At 63.2% G+C, this 20,148-nt stretch carries 22 protein-coding genes; 16 read left to right on the forward strand and 6 right to left on the reverse strand.

Translation table 11 applies throughout. The features are described 5' to 3' along the window. Positions 1-87: 87 nt before the first annotated feature. On the reverse strand, positions 88-2,025 hold the full coding sequence (locus tag T8A63_RS13620) for an AsmA family protein (protein WP_322344109.1): 1,938 nt from the start codon (positions 2,023-2,025) through the stop codon (positions 88-90). 62 nt (positions 2,026-2,087) lie between these two features. Between T8A63_RS13620 and rimO the strand changes: the two genes are divergently transcribed. Further along, complete coding sequence (rimO, locus tag T8A63_RS13625) at positions 2,088-3,461, forward strand: 30S ribosomal protein S12 methylthiotransferase RimO (RefSeq protein WP_322344110.1); 1,374 nt, start codon at positions 2,088-2,090, stop codon at positions 3,459-3,461. 16 nt (positions 3,462-3,477) lie between these two features. Here rimO and T8A63_RS13630 read toward each other — a convergent pair whose 3' ends face one another. Further along, positions 3,478-3,972 carry a lactoylglutathione lyase family protein gene (locus T8A63_RS13630; protein WP_067625967.1) on the reverse strand — a complete coding sequence of 165 codons (495 nt, stop codon included), beginning with the start codon at positions 3,970-3,972 and terminating at the stop codon, positions 3,478-3,480. Between the two features lie 95 nt (positions 3,973-4,067). Between T8A63_RS13630 and T8A63_RS13635 the strand changes: the two genes are divergently transcribed. The 3 genes from T8A63_RS13635 to trhA all read left to right on the forward strand — a co-directional run bounded on the left by T8A63_RS13635 (position 4,068) and on the right by trhA (position 6,171). Further along, positions 4,068-4,958: a LysR family transcriptional regulator gene (locus tag T8A63_RS13635; protein WP_322344111.1), complete on the forward strand. Its 891-nt coding sequence runs from the start codon at positions 4,068-4,070 to the stop codon at positions 4,956-4,958. Between the two features lie 139 nt (positions 4,959-5,097). Beyond that, positions 5,098-5,481: a hypothetical protein gene (locus tag T8A63_RS13640; RefSeq protein ID WP_322344112.1), complete on the forward strand. Its 384-nt coding sequence runs from the start codon at positions 5,098-5,100 to the stop codon at positions 5,479-5,481. A gap of 69 nt (positions 5,482-5,550) precedes the next feature. Beyond that, complete coding sequence (trhA, locus tag T8A63_RS13645) at positions 5,551-6,171, forward strand: PAQR family membrane homeostasis protein TrhA (RefSeq protein ID WP_067626001.1); 621 nt, start codon at positions 5,551-5,553, stop codon at positions 6,169-6,171. Here trhA and T8A63_RS13650 read toward each other — a convergent pair. Further along, complete coding sequence (locus tag T8A63_RS13650; protein ID WP_322344113.1) at positions 6,168-6,524, reverse strand: YigZ family protein; 357 nt, start codon at positions 6,522-6,524, stop codon at positions 6,168-6,170. The genes trhA and T8A63_RS13650 overlap by 4 nt on opposite strands. Before the next feature lie 4 nt (positions 6,525-6,528). Further along, entirely contained in the window at positions 6,529-7,284 is a 756-nt protein-coding gene (locus tag T8A63_RS13655; RefSeq protein ID WP_067625974.1) for a M48 family metallopeptidase, read from the reverse strand. 184 nt (positions 7,285-7,468) lie between these two features. Here T8A63_RS13655 and T8A63_RS13660 point away from each other — a divergent pair, with 184 nt between their 5' ends. The 12 genes from T8A63_RS13660 to T8A63_RS13715 all read left to right on the forward strand — a co-directional run bounded on the left by T8A63_RS13660 (position 7,469) and on the right by T8A63_RS13715 (position 17,750). After that, positions 7,469-7,699: a hypothetical protein gene (locus T8A63_RS13660; protein WP_067625976.1), complete on the forward strand. Its 231-nt coding sequence runs from the start codon at positions 7,469-7,471 to the stop codon at positions 7,697-7,699. 10 nt (positions 7,700-7,709) lie between these two features. Further along, entirely contained in the window at positions 7,710-8,588 is an 879-nt protein-coding gene (locus T8A63_RS13665) for a branched-chain amino acid aminotransferase (RefSeq protein WP_322344114.1), read from the forward strand. A 97-nt stretch (positions 8,589-8,685) separates the two neighbouring features. Continuing rightward, positions 8,686-9,144: a universal stress protein gene (locus tag T8A63_RS13670; protein ID WP_040700546.1), complete on the forward strand. Its 459-nt coding sequence runs from the start codon at positions 8,686-8,688 to the stop codon at positions 9,142-9,144. 136 nt (positions 9,145-9,280) lie between these two features. Then, a complete protein-coding gene (locus tag T8A63_RS13675; protein ID WP_067942740.1) occupies positions 9,281-9,841 on the forward strand; it encodes a NifU family protein in 561 nt (186 codons plus the stop codon). Next, on the forward strand, positions 9,834-10,457 hold the full coding sequence (gene tsaB, locus T8A63_RS13680; RefSeq protein WP_322344115.1) for a tRNA (adenosine(37)-N6)-threonylcarbamoyltransferase complex dimerization subunit type 1 TsaB: 624 nt from the start codon (positions 9,834-9,836) through the stop codon (positions 10,455-10,457). Before T8A63_RS13675 ends, tsaB begins: the two co-directional genes overlap by 8 nt. Beyond that, positions 10,454-10,909, forward strand: a complete 456-nt coding sequence (locus T8A63_RS13685; RefSeq protein WP_322344116.1) for a GNAT family N-acetyltransferase — start codon at positions 10,454-10,456, stop codon at positions 10,907-10,909. Before tsaB ends, T8A63_RS13685 begins: the two co-directional genes overlap by 4 nt. 107 nt (positions 10,910-11,016) lie before the next feature. Next, positions 11,017-12,018: a BMP family lipoprotein gene (locus tag T8A63_RS13690; protein WP_067942733.1), complete on the forward strand. Its 1,002-nt coding sequence runs from the start codon at positions 11,017-11,019 to the stop codon at positions 12,016-12,018. A 135-nt stretch (positions 12,019-12,153) separates the two neighbouring features. Next, positions 12,154-13,791, forward strand: a complete 1,638-nt coding sequence (locus T8A63_RS13695; protein ID WP_322344117.1) for an ABC transporter ATP-binding protein — start codon at positions 12,154-12,156, stop codon at positions 13,789-13,791. A 1-nt stretch (position 13,792) separates the two neighbouring features. Continuing rightward, positions 13,793-14,953 (forward strand): ABC transporter permease, encoded by a 1,161-nt coding sequence (locus T8A63_RS13700; RefSeq protein WP_322344118.1) that lies wholly within the window; start codon positions 13,793-13,795, stop codon positions 14,951-14,953. A gap of 35 nt (positions 14,954-14,988) precedes the next feature. After that, positions 14,989-15,957 (forward strand): ABC transporter permease, encoded by a 969-nt coding sequence (locus T8A63_RS13705; RefSeq protein ID WP_322344119.1) that lies wholly within the window; start codon positions 14,989-14,991, stop codon positions 15,955-15,957. Positions 15,958-16,071: 114 nt separating this feature from the next. Beyond that, positions 16,072-16,986: a sulfite exporter TauE/SafE family protein gene (locus tag T8A63_RS13710; protein ID WP_120350492.1), complete on the forward strand. Its 915-nt coding sequence runs from the start codon at positions 16,072-16,074 to the stop codon at positions 16,984-16,986. Beyond that, positions 16,983-17,750, forward strand: a complete 768-nt coding sequence (locus T8A63_RS13715) for a TIGR02186 family protein (protein ID WP_322344120.1) — start codon at positions 16,983-16,985, stop codon at positions 17,748-17,750. The genes T8A63_RS13710 and T8A63_RS13715 overlap by 4 nt, the downstream gene beginning before the upstream one ends. Here the strand turns inward: T8A63_RS13715 and T8A63_RS13720 are convergent. Beyond that, positions 17,747-19,285 carry an ATP-dependent DNA helicase gene (locus tag T8A63_RS13720; RefSeq protein ID WP_322344121.1) on the reverse strand — a complete coding sequence of 513 codons (1,539 nt, stop codon included), beginning with the start codon at positions 19,283-19,285 and terminating at the stop codon, positions 17,747-17,749. The genes T8A63_RS13715 and T8A63_RS13720 overlap by 4 nt on opposite strands. A gap of 80 nt (positions 19,286-19,365) precedes the next feature. Next, positions 19,366-20,085 carry a LuxR family transcriptional regulator gene (locus T8A63_RS13725; protein ID WP_322344122.1) on the reverse strand — a complete coding sequence of 240 codons (720 nt, stop codon included), beginning with the start codon at positions 20,083-20,085 and terminating at the stop codon, positions 19,366-19,368. Positions 20,086-20,148 lie beyond the last annotated feature (63 nt).

The following is a 20,148-nucleotide window of genomic DNA, read 5'->3' on the forward strand; positions in this document are numbered from 1 at the left end:
GCGCCTCTCCTAGAATGTCGCGTCAGCCTTACCGCAGCCTGCCTCCATGCGCCACCATGAGTTTCGCCAAGCGGCTGCGGTCGGCGGCTAGTCGAAGAGTTTGAACAGCTCGCGTTTCAACGCATTCTCCAACTCATCCTTCACGATATCCTCGGTTGAGCGGCTGTCATCCGGTGCGATGTTCAACTCTTCTTGGATTTTCTGGCGCACCACATCCTCGGCCCGCTGCTTTTCCTCGGCGAAATTCAAGTCGATCGCAGCGCGCAGATCGGCCTTGATCTCAGGGTCCGCCCATGGCCCGGTGATCCGCACCGGCACCGCCAGCCCGCCGCGCGCGGCATTGACGCGCAGCGCCTTGGGGATGACCGTATAATCAAGAGTGCGCGCGCCCAGATTGACCTGCCCCGCCCCGGTCGCGTTGAAGTTCGGCAGCAGCATCAGCAGATCGTCATTGCGCAATACGCCCCCGGCGATGTCGAATGTCGCCTCAACGGAATCGAAAACCGTGCTGCCGCCCTCGGCATCGACAGAGCCCAAGAGCGCATCCAGATCGATCCCGGCAATCGTGCCGCGCCCCATGCTCAGCGTCCCATTGCCGCTGAGCGAGCGCATGATCGCATCCAGCGATTGCCCGGAGCCGAGGAAAGACAGCGCCGCTGTCCCATCCCCAGTAAAGCGCGTCACCCCGGCGGTATCTTCCAGCAGGTCGCGCATCTGGACGCCCTGCGCCGTCAGCTTGCCGCCCACCGACAGGCCGCTGCGGTTGTTCATCACGAACTCGCCTGCGACCTTGCCGCCATAGGCGTTCATATCCTGCAGATCGAACACGATCCGCTCACGGTCATTGCGCAGCACGGCGCGGGTGGCGCCGAGGTCAAGTTGCCCCAGATCGATGCTTTCCGCGCTCAGGGCGATGTTCCCGTCAAAGGCAGCGAGCCAATCCGCGTTGATCTCTTGCCGGGACCAGCCCTCCAGACCCGCCGTTGTCGGGCTGCCGCTGCCGCCCGTCTCTGCCGTTTCGTCCGACAGGGCCGAGAGGTCCAACGCCCCGGTGCGCAGATTGGCGGTGATGCGCGGCGTGCCATTCAGCGCCAGATCGGCCTGCCCGGTCAGGCTGTTGCCGCCCAAGTCCACCGCGATATTGCGCAGCGCCAAACGCCGATCCGCCGTCAATGTCAGCCCACTGCGCAGATCGACCGACTGGCCCAACCCCCGTGGCAGGGTGACACCGCCCGCCCCGAAAGACGCCAGAAACCGCGCCGTATCGGGGCTATCGACCCGCAGATCCCCCGCCAGCGCACCATTGAGCGATCCGCGCCCATCGAAAGAGACTTCGCCCCCGCGCGTCGCAACATCCGCGCGCAGCGGCTGCACGCCGCCCTCCAGAAAATCCGCAAAGCCTTCGATCCGCGCGGCAAGCTGAACCGCCTCCCCCGCCGGGGCCATGCTGGCGGTGATATCCGCGGCCCCGCCCCGCTCGGGCCAATCGAGCGCCAGATCGACACCTTCATAGCGCAGCACATCGGCCCCTTCGGCGTCATAGATCAGCGTGGCATCGGTCACCGTCAGCTTCTGAATGCTCAGGGGGCGGCGGCTGGCGGTCGGTTCGCTCCGCGTCTCAATCCGCGCACCGCTGCTGCTGTCGGTGAACTGCCAACTCGCCCGCCCGTCGCGGCGCTGCTCCAGCCGGATCACCGGGCTTTGCGCCGCGATATTGGTGATGCGTATCTCACCGCGCAAAAGCGCGCCCGCATCCACCCCAATTGCCGCATTGGCCGCCGTCAGCATCGCACCCTTATCGGTCCAATCCGCATTGCCGACCTCAAGCCCGCCTGCCGTCACCCCCAACACCGGCCAGAGCGTCACGCCCACATCGCCGGTGATCGACACCGCGCGCCCGGTCATTCGGCTGAGTTGGTCGCTGGCGATCCGCGCGATCCGGTCACCCGGCAGCAAGAACAACGACCCCAGCATGACCACAATAATCAGCAACAGCGCGCCGATGCCGCGTATAATCCATCTCATGGCTCTCTCCTCCTGCCCGGCGGCTCTTTCCCCGCTCACCTGCATGCCTTATAGCGCAATGCATGAGCACAAACCCACCCAATCTGCGCCCCGACCTCGCCCCACAGGCGAAGATCAGCAACCCCGCCCGCCCCGGCCAGCCGACAATCGGCATGGTCAGCCTTGGCTGCCCCAAGGCGCTGGTGGATTCGGAACGCATCCTGACGCGGCTGCGCGCCGAGGGCTATGGCGTATCGCCCGATTACGCCGGAGCCGATGCGGTGATCGTGAACACCTGCGGGTTCTTGGACAGCGCCAAGGCCGAAAGCCTCGACGCCATCGGCGAGGCGCTGACCGAAAACGGCAAGGTGATCGTCACCGGCTGTCTGGGGGCCGAGCCGGACTACATCCGCGAACACCACCCCAAGATCCTCGCCGTGACCGGCCCGCATCAATATGAACAGGTACTCGACGCGGTGCACGGCGCGGTGCCGCCCAGCCCGGATCCATTCATTGACCTGCTGCCTGCGCAACAGGTATCGCTCACCCCGCGCCACTACAGCTATCTCAAGATTTCCGAGGGCTGTAACCACAAGTGCAAGTTCTGCATCATCCCCGACATGCGTGGCCGCCTGCAAAGCCGCCCCGCCCATGCGGTGATGCGCGAAGCCGAGCGGCTGGTCGACAATGGCGTGAAAGAACTGCTGGTCATCAGCCAAGACACCTCCGCCTACGGCGTTGACATCAAACACGCCGAAGATCGCGGCCACCGCGCCCATATCACCGATCTGGCGCGCGACCTCGGCAGCTTGGGCGCATGGGTGCGGCTGCACTACGTCTACCCCTACCCCCATGTGCGCAAACTGATCCCGCTCATGGCCGAAGGTCTGGTGCTGCCCTACCTCGACATCCCGTTCCAGCACGCCCACCCGGACGTGCTGAAACGCATGGCCCGCCCCGCCGCCGCGTCGAAAACCCTCGATGAGATCGCCGCATGGCGCGATACCTGCCCCGATATCACCCTACGCTCGACCTTCATCGTCGGCTATCCGGGCGAGACTGAGGTAGAGTTCCAGACCCTGCTTGACTGGCTCGACGAGGCGCAGCTCGACCGGGTCGGGTGCTTCCAATACGAAAACGTCGAAGGTGCGCGATCCAACGCCCTGCCTGACCATGTCGCGCCAGAGGTCAAACAAGACCGCTGGGATCGCTTCATGGAAAAGGCGCAGGCCATTTCCGAGGCCAAGCTCGCCGCCAAGGTCGGCAAGCGCATCGACGTGATCGTTGACGAGATCGACGCAGACGCTGCCACCTGCCGCACCAAAGCCGACGCGCCTGAGATCGACGGCAACCTTTTCATCGACGAGGATTTCCAGAACCTCAAAGTCGGCGATATCGTCACCGTTGAAGTCGAAGAAGCAGGCGAATACGACCTTTGGGGACGTCAGATCACCTGACGCCCCCGGTGGCCGATCAGGCGTAGGCACCTGCCGAATAGGTCAGTTCATAGCTGTGGCTGTAAAGCTCGAACACGATGCCAAAGGGGTCTTCGACATAGACCATGCGGTAGGGTTTCTCGCCCGGGAAATACTCCCGCACCGGCATCCGCTGCTTGCCGCCCGCCGCGACGATCCGCTCCAACAACCCTTCAACATCCGGGTCTTGGATGGCAAAATGGAACGTGCCGTGGCGCTTGTGCTCTAGCTTCTCCTCGGGGGCGTAATTGCCGGGGAATTCAAAGATTTCGATGCCGATGCCATCCGCCGTGGCAAGATGGGCAATGCGCAGCGAACCCCAGCCGGGGCCGAAGACATCGGTGCACATGACGCCGATGGCCGTGTCTTCTTCTACCGCTTCGGTGGGCTGCATCACGACGTAAAAGCCCAACACTTCGGAATAGAATTTAACCGCAGCGTCGAGGTCCGGCACGGATAGGCCGATGTGGGAAAAGGTACGGGGGGTGGTCATGGGGTATCTCCTGTTTGCGTTGAGCTTGAGATAGACAGGCACGCCCCGCATGTGAAATTATCAAACCTCATCTAAATCATAACGAAACGTTTGATATGCTGAATGCCACTTGGCTTGAGACCTTCACCACCCTTTGCGAGGCGGGCCATTTCACCCGCACGGCAGAGCGGCTCAACATGACGCAACCCGGCGTGTCGCAGCATCTGCGCAAGCTGGAGGACCAGTTGGGCCAGCCGCTGATCGCGCGCGACGGGAAAAGTTTCACCCTGACCCCGGCGGGTGAAGCGCTGTTGGAGACCGGCCTTGCCCGCCGCCGCGAAGAGCAACGGCTGCGCGAACGGATCGCCACCGATCTGCCTGACTGGGGCGTGGTGCATATCGCCTGTTCCGGCAGTTTCGCCATGCTGCTCCAGCCCCTGCTGCTAGAGTGGATGGCCAACGCGCCGGACCTCTCCCTGCACCTCGAAGCCGCACCCCAAGCCACGATCCGCGCCGGGTTGCTGGATGGGCGGTTCGATCTGGGCGTGCTCGCCGATGATCCCGCCCATGCCAGACTGGAAGCCCAGCACCTGGGACGCGAGGAACTTTGCCTTGTTCTGCCGGTTAACGCTTTGGAACAAATAGAAAGTTTCTCCGATCTTGAAGCGCGCGGTTTCATCGCGCATCCCGATGGCTTTGCCTATGCCGACGATCTGTTACAGTTAAACTTTCCGGGCAGTTATCCGGGGGCCGACCGGATCCGCCTACGTGGCTATGTGAACCAAATCGGCCAGATTCCGGCAGCGGTGGCGCGGGGGGTGGGCTACACGCTTTTGCCCCGCAGCGGGGTCGAGACTTTTGCCGAGAAGGACCAGCTTCGGCTGCTGTCTCTGCCCAAACGGCGCTGGCATGATCTTTGGCTCGCCTCACGTCGGGGACGGCCCTTGCCTGCGCGAATGCGCAGAGCGGCGGAACTTATCGCCGAGGCCGCAGCGTCCCTGCGCTAACCCTACATTTCGCCGATATTGTGGAACCAAACCACCTCGCTACTAGATATACCCTTAAGGAAGGGCGAGAATACGGAGAGACTTGAACATGTTCCCTTTCTGTTCTATATGTAGAACGCAGTAGCAGAGGAATGACCACATGTCTTTTCAACCTCAGTTTCCCGGCATCTTCGATCCTGACCAACAGGGTCGCCCGCCGCGCGGCAGTGACAGTGCACAGCCCAAACAGGCCGACCGCCGCATGCCCGCGACCGAAAAACAGATGCAATACGCCCGGACCCTTGCCAAGAGAACGGGCAGCACGTTGCCCGAAGGGATCGAAGCAGACCGCGCAGCGGTTTCGGAATGGATCGACGCCCATAGGCCGCAGGCGCTGGAGGGGCCGTTTGCCGCCTACCCCTCGGCCAAACAGGTCGCCTTTGCCGAACGCATCGCGCGCCTAAAACGCCGCGATGTGCCGCAAGAATGTTTTCGCGACAAAACCCTGATGTCGCGCTGGATCGACGGCAACAAACCGCGCTGATCCGTCGGGTCGCCCGACTGACGCGGCGTCATCTATGGCATGGCAGAACGACGCTGCTACCTTTTCGGCATGGCTTATCCGACCTCCATTTCTGAAACCTTGGCTGATGGCACAGTACATCTGCTCAGCCTCGGCTTCGCTATCCCGGCCAGCATCTTTCTGATGATGCATGCCGCAGGTCAGGAGGGCACGCTGACCGCCACGGTGATCTATGCGGTGTGTATCCTCGCCTCCTTCACCGCCTCCGCCGTCTACCACCTGCTGCCCTTCGACCGCAGCCGCGCTTTTCTGGGTCGCGTCGACCACGCGGCGATCTATTTCAAGATCGCGGGCACTTACACGCCGCTTGTCATGGTGATCGGCTCGGGATTTGCCTATGGCATTTTGGGCGTGGTCTGGGCGCTCGCGGTGATCGGCGCGGTGGCCAAGCTCTGGTTCTGGCGGACCGATGCGCGGGGGTCACTGGCGCTCTACCTCGGGATGGGCTGGCTCTCGGTCCTGTTGATCTACCCAATGTGGCACAATTTGCCCGGTGCCGCCTTAGCGCTGGTGGCCGCGGGCGGGCTAACCTATTCGGCGGGCACATTGATCTATGCCCACCCCGGCATGCGCTATCAGAACGCCATCTGGCATGCTTTCGTACTCATCGCCACGGCCTGTTTCTTTGCCGCCATCGCGCTAAGCCTTTAGGCCGCGACCGCATCCAGATAGTCCCGCACGCAGGTCTGGACATGGCGAAACCGATCTCCGCCCAGATGTTTGCCGCCGTACCAACGGGTGACGACGATGAGGTGATCTTCCAGCCCTTCCCGCTCCAACATGCGCAGGATCACCATCCCGGCACCGGATTCGCCATCATCCCCTTTCAGCGGGCCGCCGTCTGATAGCAGCACCGCCCATGTGTTATGCGTGGCCTTGGCATAGGCTTTCTCGCGCTTAAGGTCTTTCAGCGCGGCGTCGACCTCGGCACGGTTGCGCGCGGGGCAGCCCGACACCGCATATTTCGATCCGCGGTCGTTCAGTACCTGCCCCAGTTTGCGCAAACCGTCACAGCCCCGCCATGGTGCGCCGCACGATATCAATGCGCGAACTGTTGGGCGGGTGCGTGCCAAGGAAACGATCACCCGGATCAGGGATGCGAGTAAAGAATTCCGCCCCGCGCAGCGGATTATAGCCCGCCCGCGCGGTGATGATCGTTCCAAGGGCATCAGCCTCAAGCTCGAAGTCCTTGGAGTACCGCCGCGCGCCGACCTCAGCACCCAGTTCTTGCGCCGTGCGCACAGCGGTCGCGTCCCCACCGCTGAGTGTGGCGATCCCGGCAAAAATCACCGCGCCCGCCATGGCGTTTTGCTGCTGGCGACCAATATGGCCCGCGATGTGATGCGCGGTCTCATGGCCCAGCACAAAGGCCAGCTCGTCTTCGTTGCGGGCATCGGCAATCAACGCCAAGGTAAAGGCCACGATTGGGCGGCCGTTTTTATCTAGCGTTTGAAAGGCGTTGGCAGGCTGGCCGGGGCGATCATCGACAACGATGTTAAAGTCGCAATTCATCCCCGTGGTGCGGTTGCGGCACTCCCGCTCGGCCACAGGCTCAAGCGTGCGAACCACCTGCACAAAGCTCCGCGCGGCGGCGTTCGCGCTTAGCCGTGGGCCCGACTGCCCAGTGGTTTGCTGCCCGGTGGTCTGCTGCCCCGTGGTCTGCGGCCGGTCGACCTGGATCGGCCCTGTCTGAACCGGTGCCACCCCACAGGCCGAAAGCAGGGCGATGACGGCAAATGCGCCAAGGGCATTCAACAATTTCACGGCAAGTCCTCGCTCGGTTTTTCCTCGCCCACCTGTCTATCATGACGCCCCGGCGCTGCCACCCCCGTTCACAGAGCTTTGACGTCCCAACGGCGGTCTTGCGCTTGGCCGCACAAAGCCTGTCTTGCGCTCGCGAGCACAAAGCCTGTCTTGCGCTCGCGAGCACAAAGCCTAATGTGCCCTCATGTTTACCATCGAGCACGAATTCGACGCCACCGTCATCACCCTGATCGACGAATCCGACGCCCCCCTGCGCGAGGACGTGACCGTCTCTGCCTTTGCGGGACAGATCACGATCGAGCAATGGGACGCGCGCACTGACCGGGTGGTCAAGATCACCCTATCCCCCGCGCAACTGAGCGATCTGACAGCGGCATTGAACCTGCCCGAGGGCATCTACCGAAGCAATTCCTAAGGATCGTCACATGGCCACCGGCACAGACATCAAGACCTATTTCAACGGCGCATGGCACGACGGCGATCTGCCCACCATCAAGGCTGCCGATCACGGCGCATGGCTCGGCACCACCGTCTTTGACGGGGCGCGGCTGTTTGACGGGCTGGCCCCCGATCTTGAGGCGCATTGCGCGCGGATCAACCGCTCTGCCCGGGCCCTCATGATCACCCCCACGGTTGAAACCGAGGACATGATCGAGATGTGCCGCGAGGGGCTGAAGAGCTATTCGCGCGACCAGGCGGTCTATGTCCGTCCGATGTATTGGGCGTTGGCCGGCGACGAGTTGGGCATCGTGCCGCGCGAAGGCGCCACCGGATTTGCCATCAGCTTGGAGGCGATCCCCATGGCCCCGCCAGAGGCCGCGACCACCCTCACCCGCACCCGCTTCCGCCGCCCGGTGCTGGAAGACAACGTGGTCAACGCCAAGGCGGGCTGCCTCTATCCCAACAACGCCCGGATGATGGTCGAAGCGCGTTCCAAAGGCTTCGGCAACGCACTGGTGGCCGATGCCATGGGAAATGTGGCCGAAAGCGCCAGTGCGAACGTCTTTATGGTCAAGGATGGCGAGGTATTTACCCCCATTCCCAATGGCACCTTCCTCGCCGGGATCACCCGCGCGCGGCATATGTCGAACATGCGCGACGCGGGCATGAAGGTGCATGAGACCGTCCTCAGCTTTGACGATTTCCATGCCGCCGATGAGGTGTTCCTGTCGGGCAATATGATGAAGGTCACGCCCGTCCGCGCCTTTGACGACACGCAATATGGCACCGGGGACAACCAGAACCCGGTGACCCGCCGCGTTCGCGAAATGTATTGGGATTGGGCCGCAAGTCAGCGCGGCTGAAGGTACGGGCGGCAGCGGCGCGCAAAAGCAATTGCCAGCGCCGCCCGCCCGCGCCATGATCACACCGCACCGGGAGGAGGTGCGGAGAGAGGGTTTGATGCGGAAATTCCTAGTGGTGTTGGACGATAGCACCGAATGCTTGAACGCCATGCGTTTCGCCGCCCTGCGCGCGGCGCGTACCGGGGGCGGCGTGGCCGTCCTGTCGGTGATCCCGCCCGAAGAGTTCAACCATTGGATCGGCGTCGGCGACCTGATGCGCGAAGAGGCCCGTGAGCGGATCGAGGTGCATTTCGAGGTTTTCGCCAAATGGATGCGCGACAAACAGGGTGTCGATCCTGAGTTGATCATCCGCGAGGGTGAGCCCACGGATGAGATCATCCAACAGCTTTCAGATGACCCAGACATCGGCGTGCTGGTGCTCGGCGCCAGCGGCGACCGCAAGAAAGGCCCCGGCCCGCTTGTTACGCAATTGTCGCGCTCTGCCGGGGCACTGCCTGTGCCGATCACCATCGTGCCCGGCGATCTCAGCAAGGAACGGCTCGAAGCGATCACTTGACCGCAGCCCACGCCTGACCCAGCCCTGCATCCCGCCCCTCCGTGTGGGCCACACACAATTTAGAACGGTTCTAAACCTTGACTTGCCGCCCGCGCGGGCGCATATCAGAACCCACGCCGAAAGCGAGGTACACCCCATGTTCATCCAGACCGAATCCACTCCGAACCCCGCAACGCTCAAGTTCCTGCCGGGTCAGACCGTGCTGGAAATGGGCACCGCCGATTTCCCGACCCCCGACGCCGGTGCGACATCGCCGCTGGCCCAACGGCTTTTTTCCGTTGAGGGTGTGACGGGCGTGTTCTTCGGCACCGATTTCGTCACCGTGACAAAGCAAGACGCGGTTGAATGGGACCATGTGAAACCCGCCCTGCTGGGCGCGATCATGGAGCATTTCCAATCCGGTGAGCCGGTCATGGCCTCTGACCACCAGCCCACATCGGGCCACGCCGCCCATGATGGCGAAGACGGTGAAATCGTCGGTCAGATCAAAGAGTTGCTCGACAGCCGCGTGCGCCCTGCCGTAGCCCAAGATGGCGGCGACATCACCTTTCACGGGTTTGAGCGTGGCGTTGTCTATCTACACATGCAAGGCGCCTGCGCGGGCTGCCCCTCGTCCACTTTGACGCTGAAAATGGGCATCGAAAACCTGCTGCGCCACTACATCCCCGAGGTGACAGAGGTTCGTCCGGTTGCCTGACCATCGCGCAAGCGGGCCGCTCATTCTGGCCTTCGACACATCGGCCGCGCATTGCGCGGCCGCTTTGCTGTCGGGCGACCGGGTATTGGCGGCGCGCGTGGAGCCGATGACCAAGGGCCAAGCCGAACGGCTGTTGGTGCTTTGCGAGGAACTGCTGAGTGACGCGGGGGTGGCCTACGCCGATCTTGACGCGCTTGGCGTTGGCATCGGACCGGGCAATTTCACCGGCATCCGCATCGCCGTTTCCGCCGCGCGTGGGCTGGCACTTGGCCTTGGCATTCCGGCGGTCGGGGTCGATGCCTTTGACGCATTGCGCGAGGGTCACGATGGCCCCTGCGCCTGCGCCGTGGATGCACGCCGCGATCAGGTCTTCCTCCAAGGCTATGACAACGCAGGCATTTCCACCCCCGCCCTTTACGACGCATCCGCTCTTCCGGCCTTCACCGGGCCCCTCATCGGCGCGGGCGGAGAGCCTCCCGCCATGTCGGTGGCCGAAGCCATCGCCCGCATCACGGCCCGCCGTTTCGCCGACAGTCCAGCCCGCCCCGCGCCACTTTACCTGCGCCCCGCCGATGCCGCCCCGGCGCGCGACGCGGCCCCGGTGCTGCTGCCGTGACACCAGCCGCGCTTGCGGCCCTCCACGCTGCCGCCTTTACCCAAGAAAGGCCGTGGCAGGAGGCAGAGTTCGCCAGCCTGCTGGACAGCCCCTTCGTGCAGCTTTTCACCCGCCCCGGCGGCTTTGCCCTGACCCGGACCATCGCGGGCGAATCTGAACTGCTCACCCTCGCCGTCGACCCTGCCCGGCAGCGCCAAGGGCTGGGCCGCGCCCTGCTACACGACTGGTTGGCGGCCCTGCCCGCCGACTGTGACAGCGCCTTTCTTGAGGTTGCCGCCGACAATCTTCCCGCCCGCGCGCTCTATGCGGATGAAGGCTTTGCCCAAATTGCCACCCGCCGTGCTTATTACGCACGCAAGGGTGCGGCGGCGGTCGATGCCTGCATTCTGCGGCGCATGTTGACCCGTGGTCACTGTGGCGATCCCGCCGCCCAGCCCGCAAAAAGCGGTTGACCCTACCCCCTGCCTGCGCCCTAAATTACACCTGATCATATGATCCACAAACGCCGTGGCGGCAGCACCTGCCCGACCGCCCGGCACCACAAACCGGGAGACGATAAATGACCCTCATGACGAAATTCCTCGGCGCAGCCGCAGGCTTGGCCCTGACATCGGGCGCCGCGCTGGCCGAACCCGCGCTGATCTTTGACCTCGGCGGCAAGTTCGACAAAAGCTTCAACGAAGCGGCCTTCAACGGCGCGACCCGCTGGGCCGAAGAAACCGGTGGCAAATTCGCCGAGATCGAAATGCAGTCCGAAGCGCAGCGTGAGCAGGCTCTGCGCCGCTTCGCCGAATCCGGTGCCAACCCGATCATCACCATGGGTTTTGCCATGGCCGATCCGCTCTCGACCGTCGCGCCTGACTACCCAGACACGAAATTCGCCGTGGTCGACGTGAACTGGCTCGACCTGCCCAACGTCCGTCAGGTCAGCTTTGCTGAGCATGAGGGGTCCTACCTCGTTGGCGTGATGGCCGCGATGGCCTCCAAATCGAATACCGTCGGCTTTGTCGGTGGCATGGACGTGCCGCTGATCCGCCACTTTGGCTGCGGCTATGCCCAAGGCGTTATGGCGACCAACCCCGATGCCAAAGTGATCGCCAACATGACGGGCACAACCCCCGCCGCTTGGAATGACCCGGTAAAGGGGTCTGAGATCACCAAAGCCCAGATCAACCAAGGCGCTGACGTGGTATACGCCGCAGCAGGCGGCACCGGCGTGGGCGTGCTGCAAACCGCCGCCGACGAAGGCATCCTGTCGATCGGCGTGGACAGCAACCAAAACCACCTGCACCCGGGCAAAGTTCTGACCTCGATGCTGAAACGTGTCGATGTCGCGGTCTATGACGCGATGATGGCGGGCGAAGACCTCGAAGTTGGCGAAGTCGTGACCCTCGGCCTTGCCGAAGAAGGTGTCGGCGTCGCCATGGACGAGCATAACGCCGATCTCGTGACCGAAGAAATGAAGGCTGCCGTAGACGAAGCGCGCCAGAAGATCATCGACGGTGAGATCAAAGTGGTTTCCTACTACGAGAATGACAGCTGCCCGGCGCTGGACTTCTGAACTTAGATTAACCAAAATGACCACAAGGGCCGCGCCGTTCCACCGGCGCGGCCCTTTCCGAACATGACAGCGTGACACGGACAAAGATGGCTCATTCCCAGATCAAGGGCCGCCACGCCCGCAGGACCTTTTGATATGACCGATACCGCCCCCGCTACCGGCATTGCCCCCGCTACCGGCACCGCGCCAGCGATCGAACTCAAAGGCATCTCCAAAGCCTTCGGCCCTGTGCAGGCTAACAAAGACATCTCGATCCGCGTGATGCCCGGTACGATCCACGGAATTATCGGCGAAAACGGCGCGGGCAAGTCAACGCTGATGTCGATCCTCTATGGCTTCTACAAAGCCGACGCGGGTGAGATCTTCATCAGTGGCAAAAAGACCGAGATTCCCGACAGCCAGGCCGCCATTGCGGCGGGCATCGGCATGGTGTTCCAGCATTTCAAGCTGGTCGAGAATTTTACCGTTCTGGAAAACATCATTCTGGGCGCCGAAGATGGCCGACTGCTGAAGCCCTCGCTCTCCAAAGCCCGCAAAACGCTGATCAGCCTGTCTGAGGACTACGGCCTCAACGTCGATCCCGACGCGCTGGTGCAGGACATCGGCGTCGGCATGCAGCAGCGCGTGGAAATCCTCAAGGCGCTCTACCGGCAGGCCGATATTCTGATCTTGGACGAGCCGACCGGCGTGCTGACCCCTGCCGAGGCCGACCAGCTGTTCCGCATCCTCGGGCGCCTGCGCTCTGAGGGTAAAACCATCATCCTCATCACGCACAAACTGCGCGAGATCATGGAGATCACCGACACCGTGTCGGTCATGCGCCGGGGCAAGATGACCGCGACCGTGAAAACCGCCGAGACCTCGCCGCCGGAACTGGCCGAGCTGATGGTCGGGCGTAAGGTATTGCTCCGCGTGAATAAAAAGCCTGCCACACCGGGCGATGTGATCATTGATGTCAAAGGTCTGCGCGTGGTTGACGACAAGGGCGTCGAGCGTCTGCGCGGCATCGACCTGCAGATCCGCGCGGGCGAAGTGCTGGGCCTTGCGGGTGTTGCGGGCAACGGCCAATCCGAACTTCTCGAAGTGCTGGGCGGCTATGCCGATGGCACCGGCAGCGTCACGCTAAACGGCACGCCGCTGGACCTTTCGGGCAAGAAATCCGACGGCCAATCGCGCCGCGCCCGCGGCGTGGCCCATGTGCCCGAAGACCGCCAGCGCGAAGGTCTGATCATGGATTTTCAGGCGTGGGAAAACAACGTCTTCGGCTACCACCACGACGACCGCTTCAACAGCGGGCTCCTGATGGACCACGCCGCGATCCGCGCCGATGCCGAAGACAAGATGGAACGCTTCGACGTGCGCCCGCCCGACCCGACGCTGGCAGCCAAAAACTTTTCCGGCGGGAACCAGCAAAAGATCGTTCTGGCCCGCGAGATCGAGCGCAATCCCGACTTGCTGCTGATCGGCCAGCCCACACGCGGCGTCGACATTGGCGCGATTGAGTTCATCCACGAGCAGATCATCGCCCTGCGCGATCAGGGCAAGGCGATCCTGCTGGTCTCGGTCGAACTCGAAGAAATCCTTGCCCTGTCGGACCGCATCGCGGTGATGTTCGATGGGCAGATCATGGGCGAACGCGCCGCCGACCAGACCGATGAGAAAGAACTGGGGCTGCTCATGGCTGGCATCACCGACACCGAAAACGAACACAGCGTGGCCGAGGTCGAAGCCAATCTCGCCCGCGCCGGCGGCGACGCCAGCAAGGAGGTCTGAGATGGACGTGATGCCAAAATGGGCCGAGGTGATCCTCGTGCCGCTGATCTCTTTGTTGCTGGCCGCCCTGCTCTCGGCGCTGGTGATCCTTGCCATCGGTGAAGACCCGATTGCCGCCGTGACACTGATGGTCAAAGGCGCGCTCGGCTCGACCTATGGCTGGGGCTACACGCTGTACTACGCCACCAACTTCATCTTCACCGGGCTTGCCGTTGCCGTGGCCTTTCACGCGCGGCTGTTCAACATCGGGGGCGAAGGTCAGGCGATGCTGGGCGGTTTGGGCGTCGCCATTGCCGCGCTCTATATCCCTTGGCCGCATTGGACGCTGGCGCTGATCGGCTGCGGTGTGATGGCCGGGCTTTTGGGCGCGATCTGGGCCGCGATCCCCGGCTGGTTGCAAGCCAAACGCGGCAGCCACGTCGTGATCACGACGATCATGTTCAACTTTATCGCCGCCGCCTTGCTGAACTATGTGTTGGTCAACGTCATGCGCCCGCCCGGCAGCATGGACCCGGCCAGCGCGCGCTTTCCCGAGGCCGTGCATCTGCCCACGCTGCATGAATTGTTGGCCCCGCTTGGCATTGCCTTTTCCAAGTCCGCCCCCGCCAACGTCTCACTGCTCGTCGCCACGGCGGCCTGTATCGTGGTCTGGCTGCTGATCTGGCGCACCCGTTTGGGGTATGAAATCCGCGCCTATGGCCATTCGCAACCTGCCGCCAAATACGCGGGCATCTCGCCCGTGCGCATCACCATGGTCACGATGATCATCTCGGGCGCGCTGGCGGGGCTGATGGCGATCAACAACGTCATGGGCGAAAGCGAACGTCTGGTGCTGAACGCGACCGAAGGCGCAGGCTTTATCGGCATCGCCGTGGCGCTGATGGGCCGCAGCCACCCGGTTGGCGTCTTCTTTGCAGCGCTGCTCTTTGGTTTCCTCTACCAAGGCGGCGCGGAACTGGCCCTCTGGACCTCGATCCCGCGCGAATTGATCGTCGTGATCCAAGCGCTGGTGATCCTCTTTACCGGCGCGCTCGACAATATGGTGCGGATGCCGCTGGAGCGTCTTTTCCTGATGTTCCGCCGCCCCGGCCTCCCCGCCAATTCCGCTGACAGCGAGCCCAAACCCGGCCCCCGTAGCGCCCAGTCGGAGAGCGCGGAATGAGCCCTTATACCCCCCTGAGAAAGCGGGTCTGACCTATGGACTATATCACGCTCATCCAATTGCTCGACAGCACCGTTCGGCTGGCCACGCCGCTGCTTCTGGCCTGTCTTGCCGGTCTTTTCTCCGAACGCGCGGGCGTCTTTGATATCGGGCTTGAGGGCAAGATGCTGGCGGCGGCGTTCTTTTCCGCCGCGGTGGCATCGCTCACCGGGTCGGTCTGGCTTGGCCTTGCGGCGGGCATCGCCTCTTCGCTGGCACTCAGCGCTGTCCACGGGCTGGCCTCGATCACCTTCCGCGGCAACCAGCTGATCTCCGGCGTGGCGATCAACTTTCTCGCCGCGGGCATGACGGTGCTGATTGCCCAAGACTGGTTCGCCCAAGGCGGCCGCACACCCTCGCTCTTTGGCGGCGCACGGTTCGAGCCGATCACCCTGCCCTTCGCTGATGCCATGGCCGATGTGCCAATCATCGGCCCCTTCTACGAAGAGCTGATCTCGGGCCATTCGATTCTTGTCTATGCCGCCTTCCTCGCCGTGCCGCTGACATGGTGGATTCTGTTCCGCACCCGTTTCGGCCTGCGCCTGCGGGCGGTTGGCGAAAATCCTGCCGCCGTGGACACCGCTGGCGTCTCGGTCGTCGGTCTGCGCTATGCCGCCGTGGCCATCGCCGGGCTGCTCTGTGGCGTGGCTGGGGCCTACCTCAGCACCGCGCTGCAGGCGGGCTTCGTCAAAGACATGTCGGCAGGCCGTGGCTTTATCGCGCTGGCCGCGCTGATCTTTGCCAAGTGGCGCCCATGGTACGCGCTCTGGGCCACGCTGCTCTTTGGCCTTTTCGGGGCGCTAGAGACGCGGCCTGATGTGATCCAGTCGGTCATCGGCATCAAGGTGCAGGGCCAACTTCTGGGCGCGCTGCCCTATCTGATGACTGTGGTGATCCTCGCGGGCTTCGTCGGCAAGGCGATCCCGCCCCGCGCGGGCGGCGAACCCTATGTGAAAGAACGCTGACATCCCCCTCCGGCCCTTGCACCCGAGGGCCGGATCGGCGCAACCTATCTCAGTGGTCGCCTTGTCGCGGCAAGCTATGTTGAAAAGCGCGGCCGTTAGAGGCTAGGAAACGTCATGCAAATCTACCTGCCCATCGCCGAGGTATCGGTTAACGCCTTCCTCCTTCTGGGACTGGGCGGAATCGTGGGCATCTTATCGGGCATGTTTGGCGTCGGCGGCGGGTTTTTGATCACGCCGCTGTTGTTCTTTGTTGGCATCCCCCCCGCCGTGGCTGTGGCCACCTCGACCAACCAGATCGTCGCGTCGTCTTTTTCGGCCCTGCTGGCGCACCTCAAACGGCGCACGGTGGATTTCCGAATGGGCTGGGTCCTGCTGGCCGGGGGTCTTGTCGGCTCGGGCATCGGCATGTTCATCTTTAACTACCTGAAATCGCTGGGTCAGGTCGATCTGCTGGTGACCCTTTGCTATGTGATCTTTCTGGGCATCATCGGCGGGCTGATGTTCTTTGAATCGCTCCGCGCGATCCGCCGCACCCGCAAGGGCGGGCGCGTGCAGCGCAAGAAACACTACTGGGTCCACGGCCTGCCAATCAAAATGCGGTTTCGGGTATCGGGGCTTTATATCTCGGTGATCCCCCCGGTGCTTGTCGGCGCGGCGGTTGGGATGCTCTCGGCCATCATGGGCGTCGGCGGCGGGTTCATCATGGTGCCCGCGATGATCTACCTGCTTGGCATGCCCACCAAAGTGGTGATCGGCACCTCGCTGTTGCAGATCATTTTCGTGACCGGTTTCACCACCATGCTGCACGCCACCACCAACCAGACGGTCGACATCGTGCTGGCGGTGCTCTTGCTGGTCGGCGGGGTGCTGGGTGCACAGGTTGGCACGCGGATCGGCGTGCGTATGCAGGCCGAACAGCTGCGTATTTTGCTGGCGGTGCTGGTTCTCGCGGTCTGCGGCAAGCTGGCGCTTGATCTGCTGCTGGAGCCGTCCGAGCTTTATTCCCTCAGCCCGGTGGCGGCAGAATGATCCGCGCAATTCTCGCATTCGCTGGCCTGATGTTCACCGCGCTCACCGCCGCGGCGGAAGAGGAGATCGTGCTGGGCCTCAGCCAAGCCGAAGTCTCCATCACCACCAATTTCGACGGGTCCGAAATCCTCGTTTACGGCGCTGTCAAACGTGAAACGCCAATCCCTGAGGGCGCGCCGCTTGAGGTGGTCGTGACCGTCTCTGGCCCCTCGACCCCGATCATGGTGCGGCGCAAGGAACGGCGCTTTGGCATCTGGGTCAACACCGACGCGGTTGAGGTCGACCGCGCGCCGAGTTTCTATGCCGTGGTCACCTCTGGCCCGCTGTCCGAAGTGCTCAAACGCATCGAAGACCTGCGCCACCGCATTTCCATCCCCCGCGCCATCCGCTCTGTCGGCGCGCCGATGGAGATCGCGGACCCGACCCAGTTCACCGATGCGCTGATCCGCGTGCGCAAGGATGCCAACCTTTACCAAGTCATCGAAGACGGCGTGAAGGTCGATGAACAGACCCTCTTCCGCGCCGCCGTTGCGCTGCCTGCCTCGCTCACCGAAGGCGCCTATGACACCCGGATTTTCCTGACCCGTGGCGGCGATGTGGTGGCGCAATATGAAACGGTGATTGACGTGCGCAAGGTCGGGATGGAGCGGTGGCTGTTCAACCTCGCCCATGAGCAGGCGTTTATCTACGGGCTGCTGTCGCTCTTTATCGCCATTACCGCGGGCTGGGGCGCCTCTGCCGTCTTTGGGCTGCTGCGCCGCTAAGCCGCGCCATCCTCGGTCGCCTTAAGCGTCAGCGCGGCTGCCGGGGCGGCGCGCAGGTCATCCACGCGCAGCGGGCCGGATGGTTTGCTAAGCCGATTTCGCACCACCCAGATCAACCGCTCCTGCGCGCGGGTGATAGCCACATAGGCCAGCCGTTTCCACAGCGGTTGCCCGGCCTCAGAGCGCCCCATCCGCGCGGCCGCATAAAGATCGGGCGCAAAGACCTGCACGTTCTCCCACTGGCTGCCCTGCGCCTTGTGGATCGTCACAGCAGCGCCGTGCAGAAACGTGGCCCCCATACGCGCGGCGAAGGGAATAAAGGGCTCTTCCTCATCCGGTTTTTCGATTTTCACGATCGACGCCGCACTTACCTGCGGGTCTTCGGCACCGATGACGTGCAACCGACTGAACCCCGGCTTGCGCCCCTCGCCCAGATAGACCACCTGCGCGCCTTTAATCAGGCCGCGCGCTTCTAGGTCGAGGCGTTTCTTGCGGTGCTTGAGCGGCAGTTCAATCCCGTCGCAGATCAGCGGCTCGCCTGCCAGCAGCGCATCTTCGGGGGCGCCATGCACGGCGCGGAAGGCATTGATCAGCCGAATGCGCGTGGCATTCCGCCAGACCAGAACCGGGCTACGGGCCATCAGATCAACCTCAACCCGCTGCCCCCAGACCACGCGATCATCTTTGCGCGCCGCGTCTTCGATCATCCGCTCAAAGTCGTGAAACTCAAGCTGCGGATCGGCCAGCGCATGGGCGATATCGAGGATCGGGTTATCGGCCTCTTGCCTGTGAATGCGGTTGAGGTTCAGCACCCGCTTTTCGGGCAGCTTCTCAAACACCATCGTGCCTGATTGCCCCACCGGCGCGAGCTGCGCCGGATCGCCGAACAGAAGCAGCGTCGGGAAAATCTCTTTCAGGTCTTCGAATTGTTTGTCATCCAGCATCGAGCTTTCGTCGACAAAGCCAATGTCGAGCGGCTCTTCCCGGCGTTTCCACCCGGTGATAAAATCACTGCCACGCAGCCCTGCTGCCGCCAGCGCCCCGGGCACAGATTTGTTGTTCGCGAAAAACGCCGCGGCCCGGTCGAGCGCGACTTCACTTAGCCCTTCGATGTCCGGCTTTTCGCCGTTCCCGGTCAGCCATTCCGCGATGCGCTCGTATTCGGGGTGGTAAACCGGCGTATAGAGAATACGGTGGATCGTCGTCGCAGGCACGCCGCGCAGACGCAAAACGCTGGCCGCTTTATTGGTCGGCGCAAGGATCGCCAGCGTGCGTTTCTCGCGTTTCTTGCGCGATTCGTAATCGCCCGAGACGATGTCGACGCCCGCCGCTTCCAAGGCACGATAAAGCTCGGCCAGCAGCAGCGTTTTGCCCGATCCGGCCTTGCCGGTCACCGCCATCACCTGATCCGGCCCGCCCGCAGGCGGCATCAGCAATGAATCGTCCAGATCAATGCCCGCAGAGCGCAGCATCTCGGCCACCTTGTCATGGGCGGCGGCTTGGTCTTCGGAGTAGGTGAGCGCAGTAGATGTCATTGGGCGACCCTAATTGAGCCCCGCGCCGGGGGCCAGATCGCTTTGCCCTGACCGCCCGCGATTCACGCGAATTATCCGGCTCAAACGACGATCAGCCCCCGGCTGAGCGCGCGTGCGACGGCATGGGTCGTGTTCGATGCGCCCAGTTTGAACCGCGCGCTTTCTACATAGGCCCGCAGCGTGTGTTCCGAGATCGACAACTGGTCGGCCACCTGCGCGCGGCTATAGCCCACCGCCAGCAGCGTCATCGCGTCCACCTCACGCGGGGACAGCGCCTGCACTGCGCAGGGCGCGCGGTCCGGGGCCAGTGCCAGCGCTTTTTCGTTAAAGCAATGCGCCGCCCAGATCAGATCTCGCCGGTGCCGCGCGGTGAAGGCGGCCCAGACCCCATCCGTGCAACTATGGTTCGTGGTAAACAGCGCAAATTGCCCATGCGGCCCCCGGATCGGGACCGAGAATCCTTGATTGCCGACCCCGTGGTCCAAGGCATCCCGGTGGAACTGCCGCGCCGCGCGGGAGGACCAATCGAGGTCTTTCCAGTCCACCGGCTCAAACCGGCGATAACAGCCCGCGACAACCGGATCGATGCGGAGGTAGTTGTGCGCCTGATAGCGTTCGGACCAGAGCGGCCCATAGGTGCCGCAGCCATATTGCACGCCCGCCGTGTCGACCCAGTGATAGACCACATGCAAAATGCCGTAGTGATCGCGCAGGTCTTCGCAGGCTTGGCCAAGATCGGGTTGGCCGTCAGCCTGTGCCAGCCTTTCCCAAATTTGTTCCAGATGCGGCTCTATCCTCATGCGTCCGGCCTATGGCCCTTTCGCGTTGCAAGGACATCTCGGCCAGAGCGATCAGCGCCGCGT

Source organism: Sulfitobacter sp. OXR-159 (genome assembly GCF_034377145.1).
Taxonomy (GTDB): Bacteria; Pseudomonadota; Alphaproteobacteria; order Rhodobacterales; family Rhodobacteraceae; genus Sulfitobacter.

Excerpts from the sequence above, each read along its gene's own strand:
- T8A63_RS13620 (WP_322344109.1), bottom strand. The coding sequence starts at position 2,025 with ATGAGATGGATTATACGCGGCATCGGCGCGCTGTTGCTGATTATTGTG.
- rimO (WP_322344110.1), top strand. The coding sequence starts at position 2,088 with ATGAGCACAAACCCACCCAATCTGCGCCCCGACCTCGCCCCACAGGCG.
- T8A63_RS13630 (WP_067625967.1), bottom strand. The coding sequence starts at position 3,972 with ATGACCACCCCCCGTACCTTTTCCCACATCGGCCTATCCGTGCCGGAC.
- T8A63_RS13635 (WP_322344111.1), top strand. The coding sequence starts at position 4,068 with ATGCTGAATGCCACTTGGCTTGAGACCTTCACCACCCTTTGCGAGGCG.
- T8A63_RS13640 (WP_322344112.1), top strand. The coding sequence starts at position 5,098 with ATGTCTTTTCAACCTCAGTTTCCCGGCATCTTCGATCCTGACCAACAG.
- trhA (WP_067626001.1), top strand. The coding sequence starts at position 5,551 with ATGGCTTATCCGACCTCCATTTCTGAAACCTTGGCTGATGGCACAGTA.
- T8A63_RS13660 (WP_067625976.1), top strand. The coding sequence starts at position 7,469 with ATGTTTACCATCGAGCACGAATTCGACGCCACCGTCATCACCCTGATC.
- T8A63_RS13665 (WP_322344114.1), top strand. The coding sequence starts at position 7,710 with ATGGCCACCGGCACAGACATCAAGACCTATTTCAACGGCGCATGGCAC.
- T8A63_RS13670 (WP_040700546.1), top strand. The coding sequence starts at position 8,686 with ATGCGGAAATTCCTAGTGGTGTTGGACGATAGCACCGAATGCTTGAAC.
- T8A63_RS13675 (WP_067942740.1), top strand. The coding sequence starts at position 9,281 with ATGTTCATCCAGACCGAATCCACTCCGAACCCCGCAACGCTCAAGTTC.
- T8A63_RS13690 (WP_067942733.1), top strand. The coding sequence starts at position 11,017 with ATGACCCTCATGACGAAATTCCTCGGCGCAGCCGCAGGCTTGGCCCTG.
- T8A63_RS13695 (WP_322344117.1), top strand. The coding sequence starts at position 12,154 with ATGACCGATACCGCCCCCGCTACCGGCATTGCCCCCGCTACCGGCACC.
- T8A63_RS13700 (WP_322344118.1), top strand. The coding sequence starts at position 13,793 with ATGGACGTGATGCCAAAATGGGCCGAGGTGATCCTCGTGCCGCTGATC.
- T8A63_RS13705 (WP_322344119.1), top strand. The coding sequence starts at position 14,989 with ATGGACTATATCACGCTCATCCAATTGCTCGACAGCACCGTTCGGCTG.
- T8A63_RS13710 (WP_120350492.1), top strand. The coding sequence starts at position 16,072 with ATGCAAATCTACCTGCCCATCGCCGAGGTATCGGTTAACGCCTTCCTC.
- T8A63_RS13715 (WP_322344120.1), top strand. The coding sequence starts at position 16,983 with ATGATCCGCGCAATTCTCGCATTCGCTGGCCTGATGTTCACCGCGCTC.
- T8A63_RS13720 (WP_322344121.1), bottom strand. The coding sequence starts at position 19,285 with ATGACATCTACTGCGCTCACCTACTCCGAAGACCAAGCCGCCGCCCAT.
- T8A63_RS13725 (WP_322344122.1), bottom strand. The coding sequence starts at position 20,085 with ATGAGGATAGAGCCGCATCTGGAACAAATTTGGGAAAGGCTGGCACAG.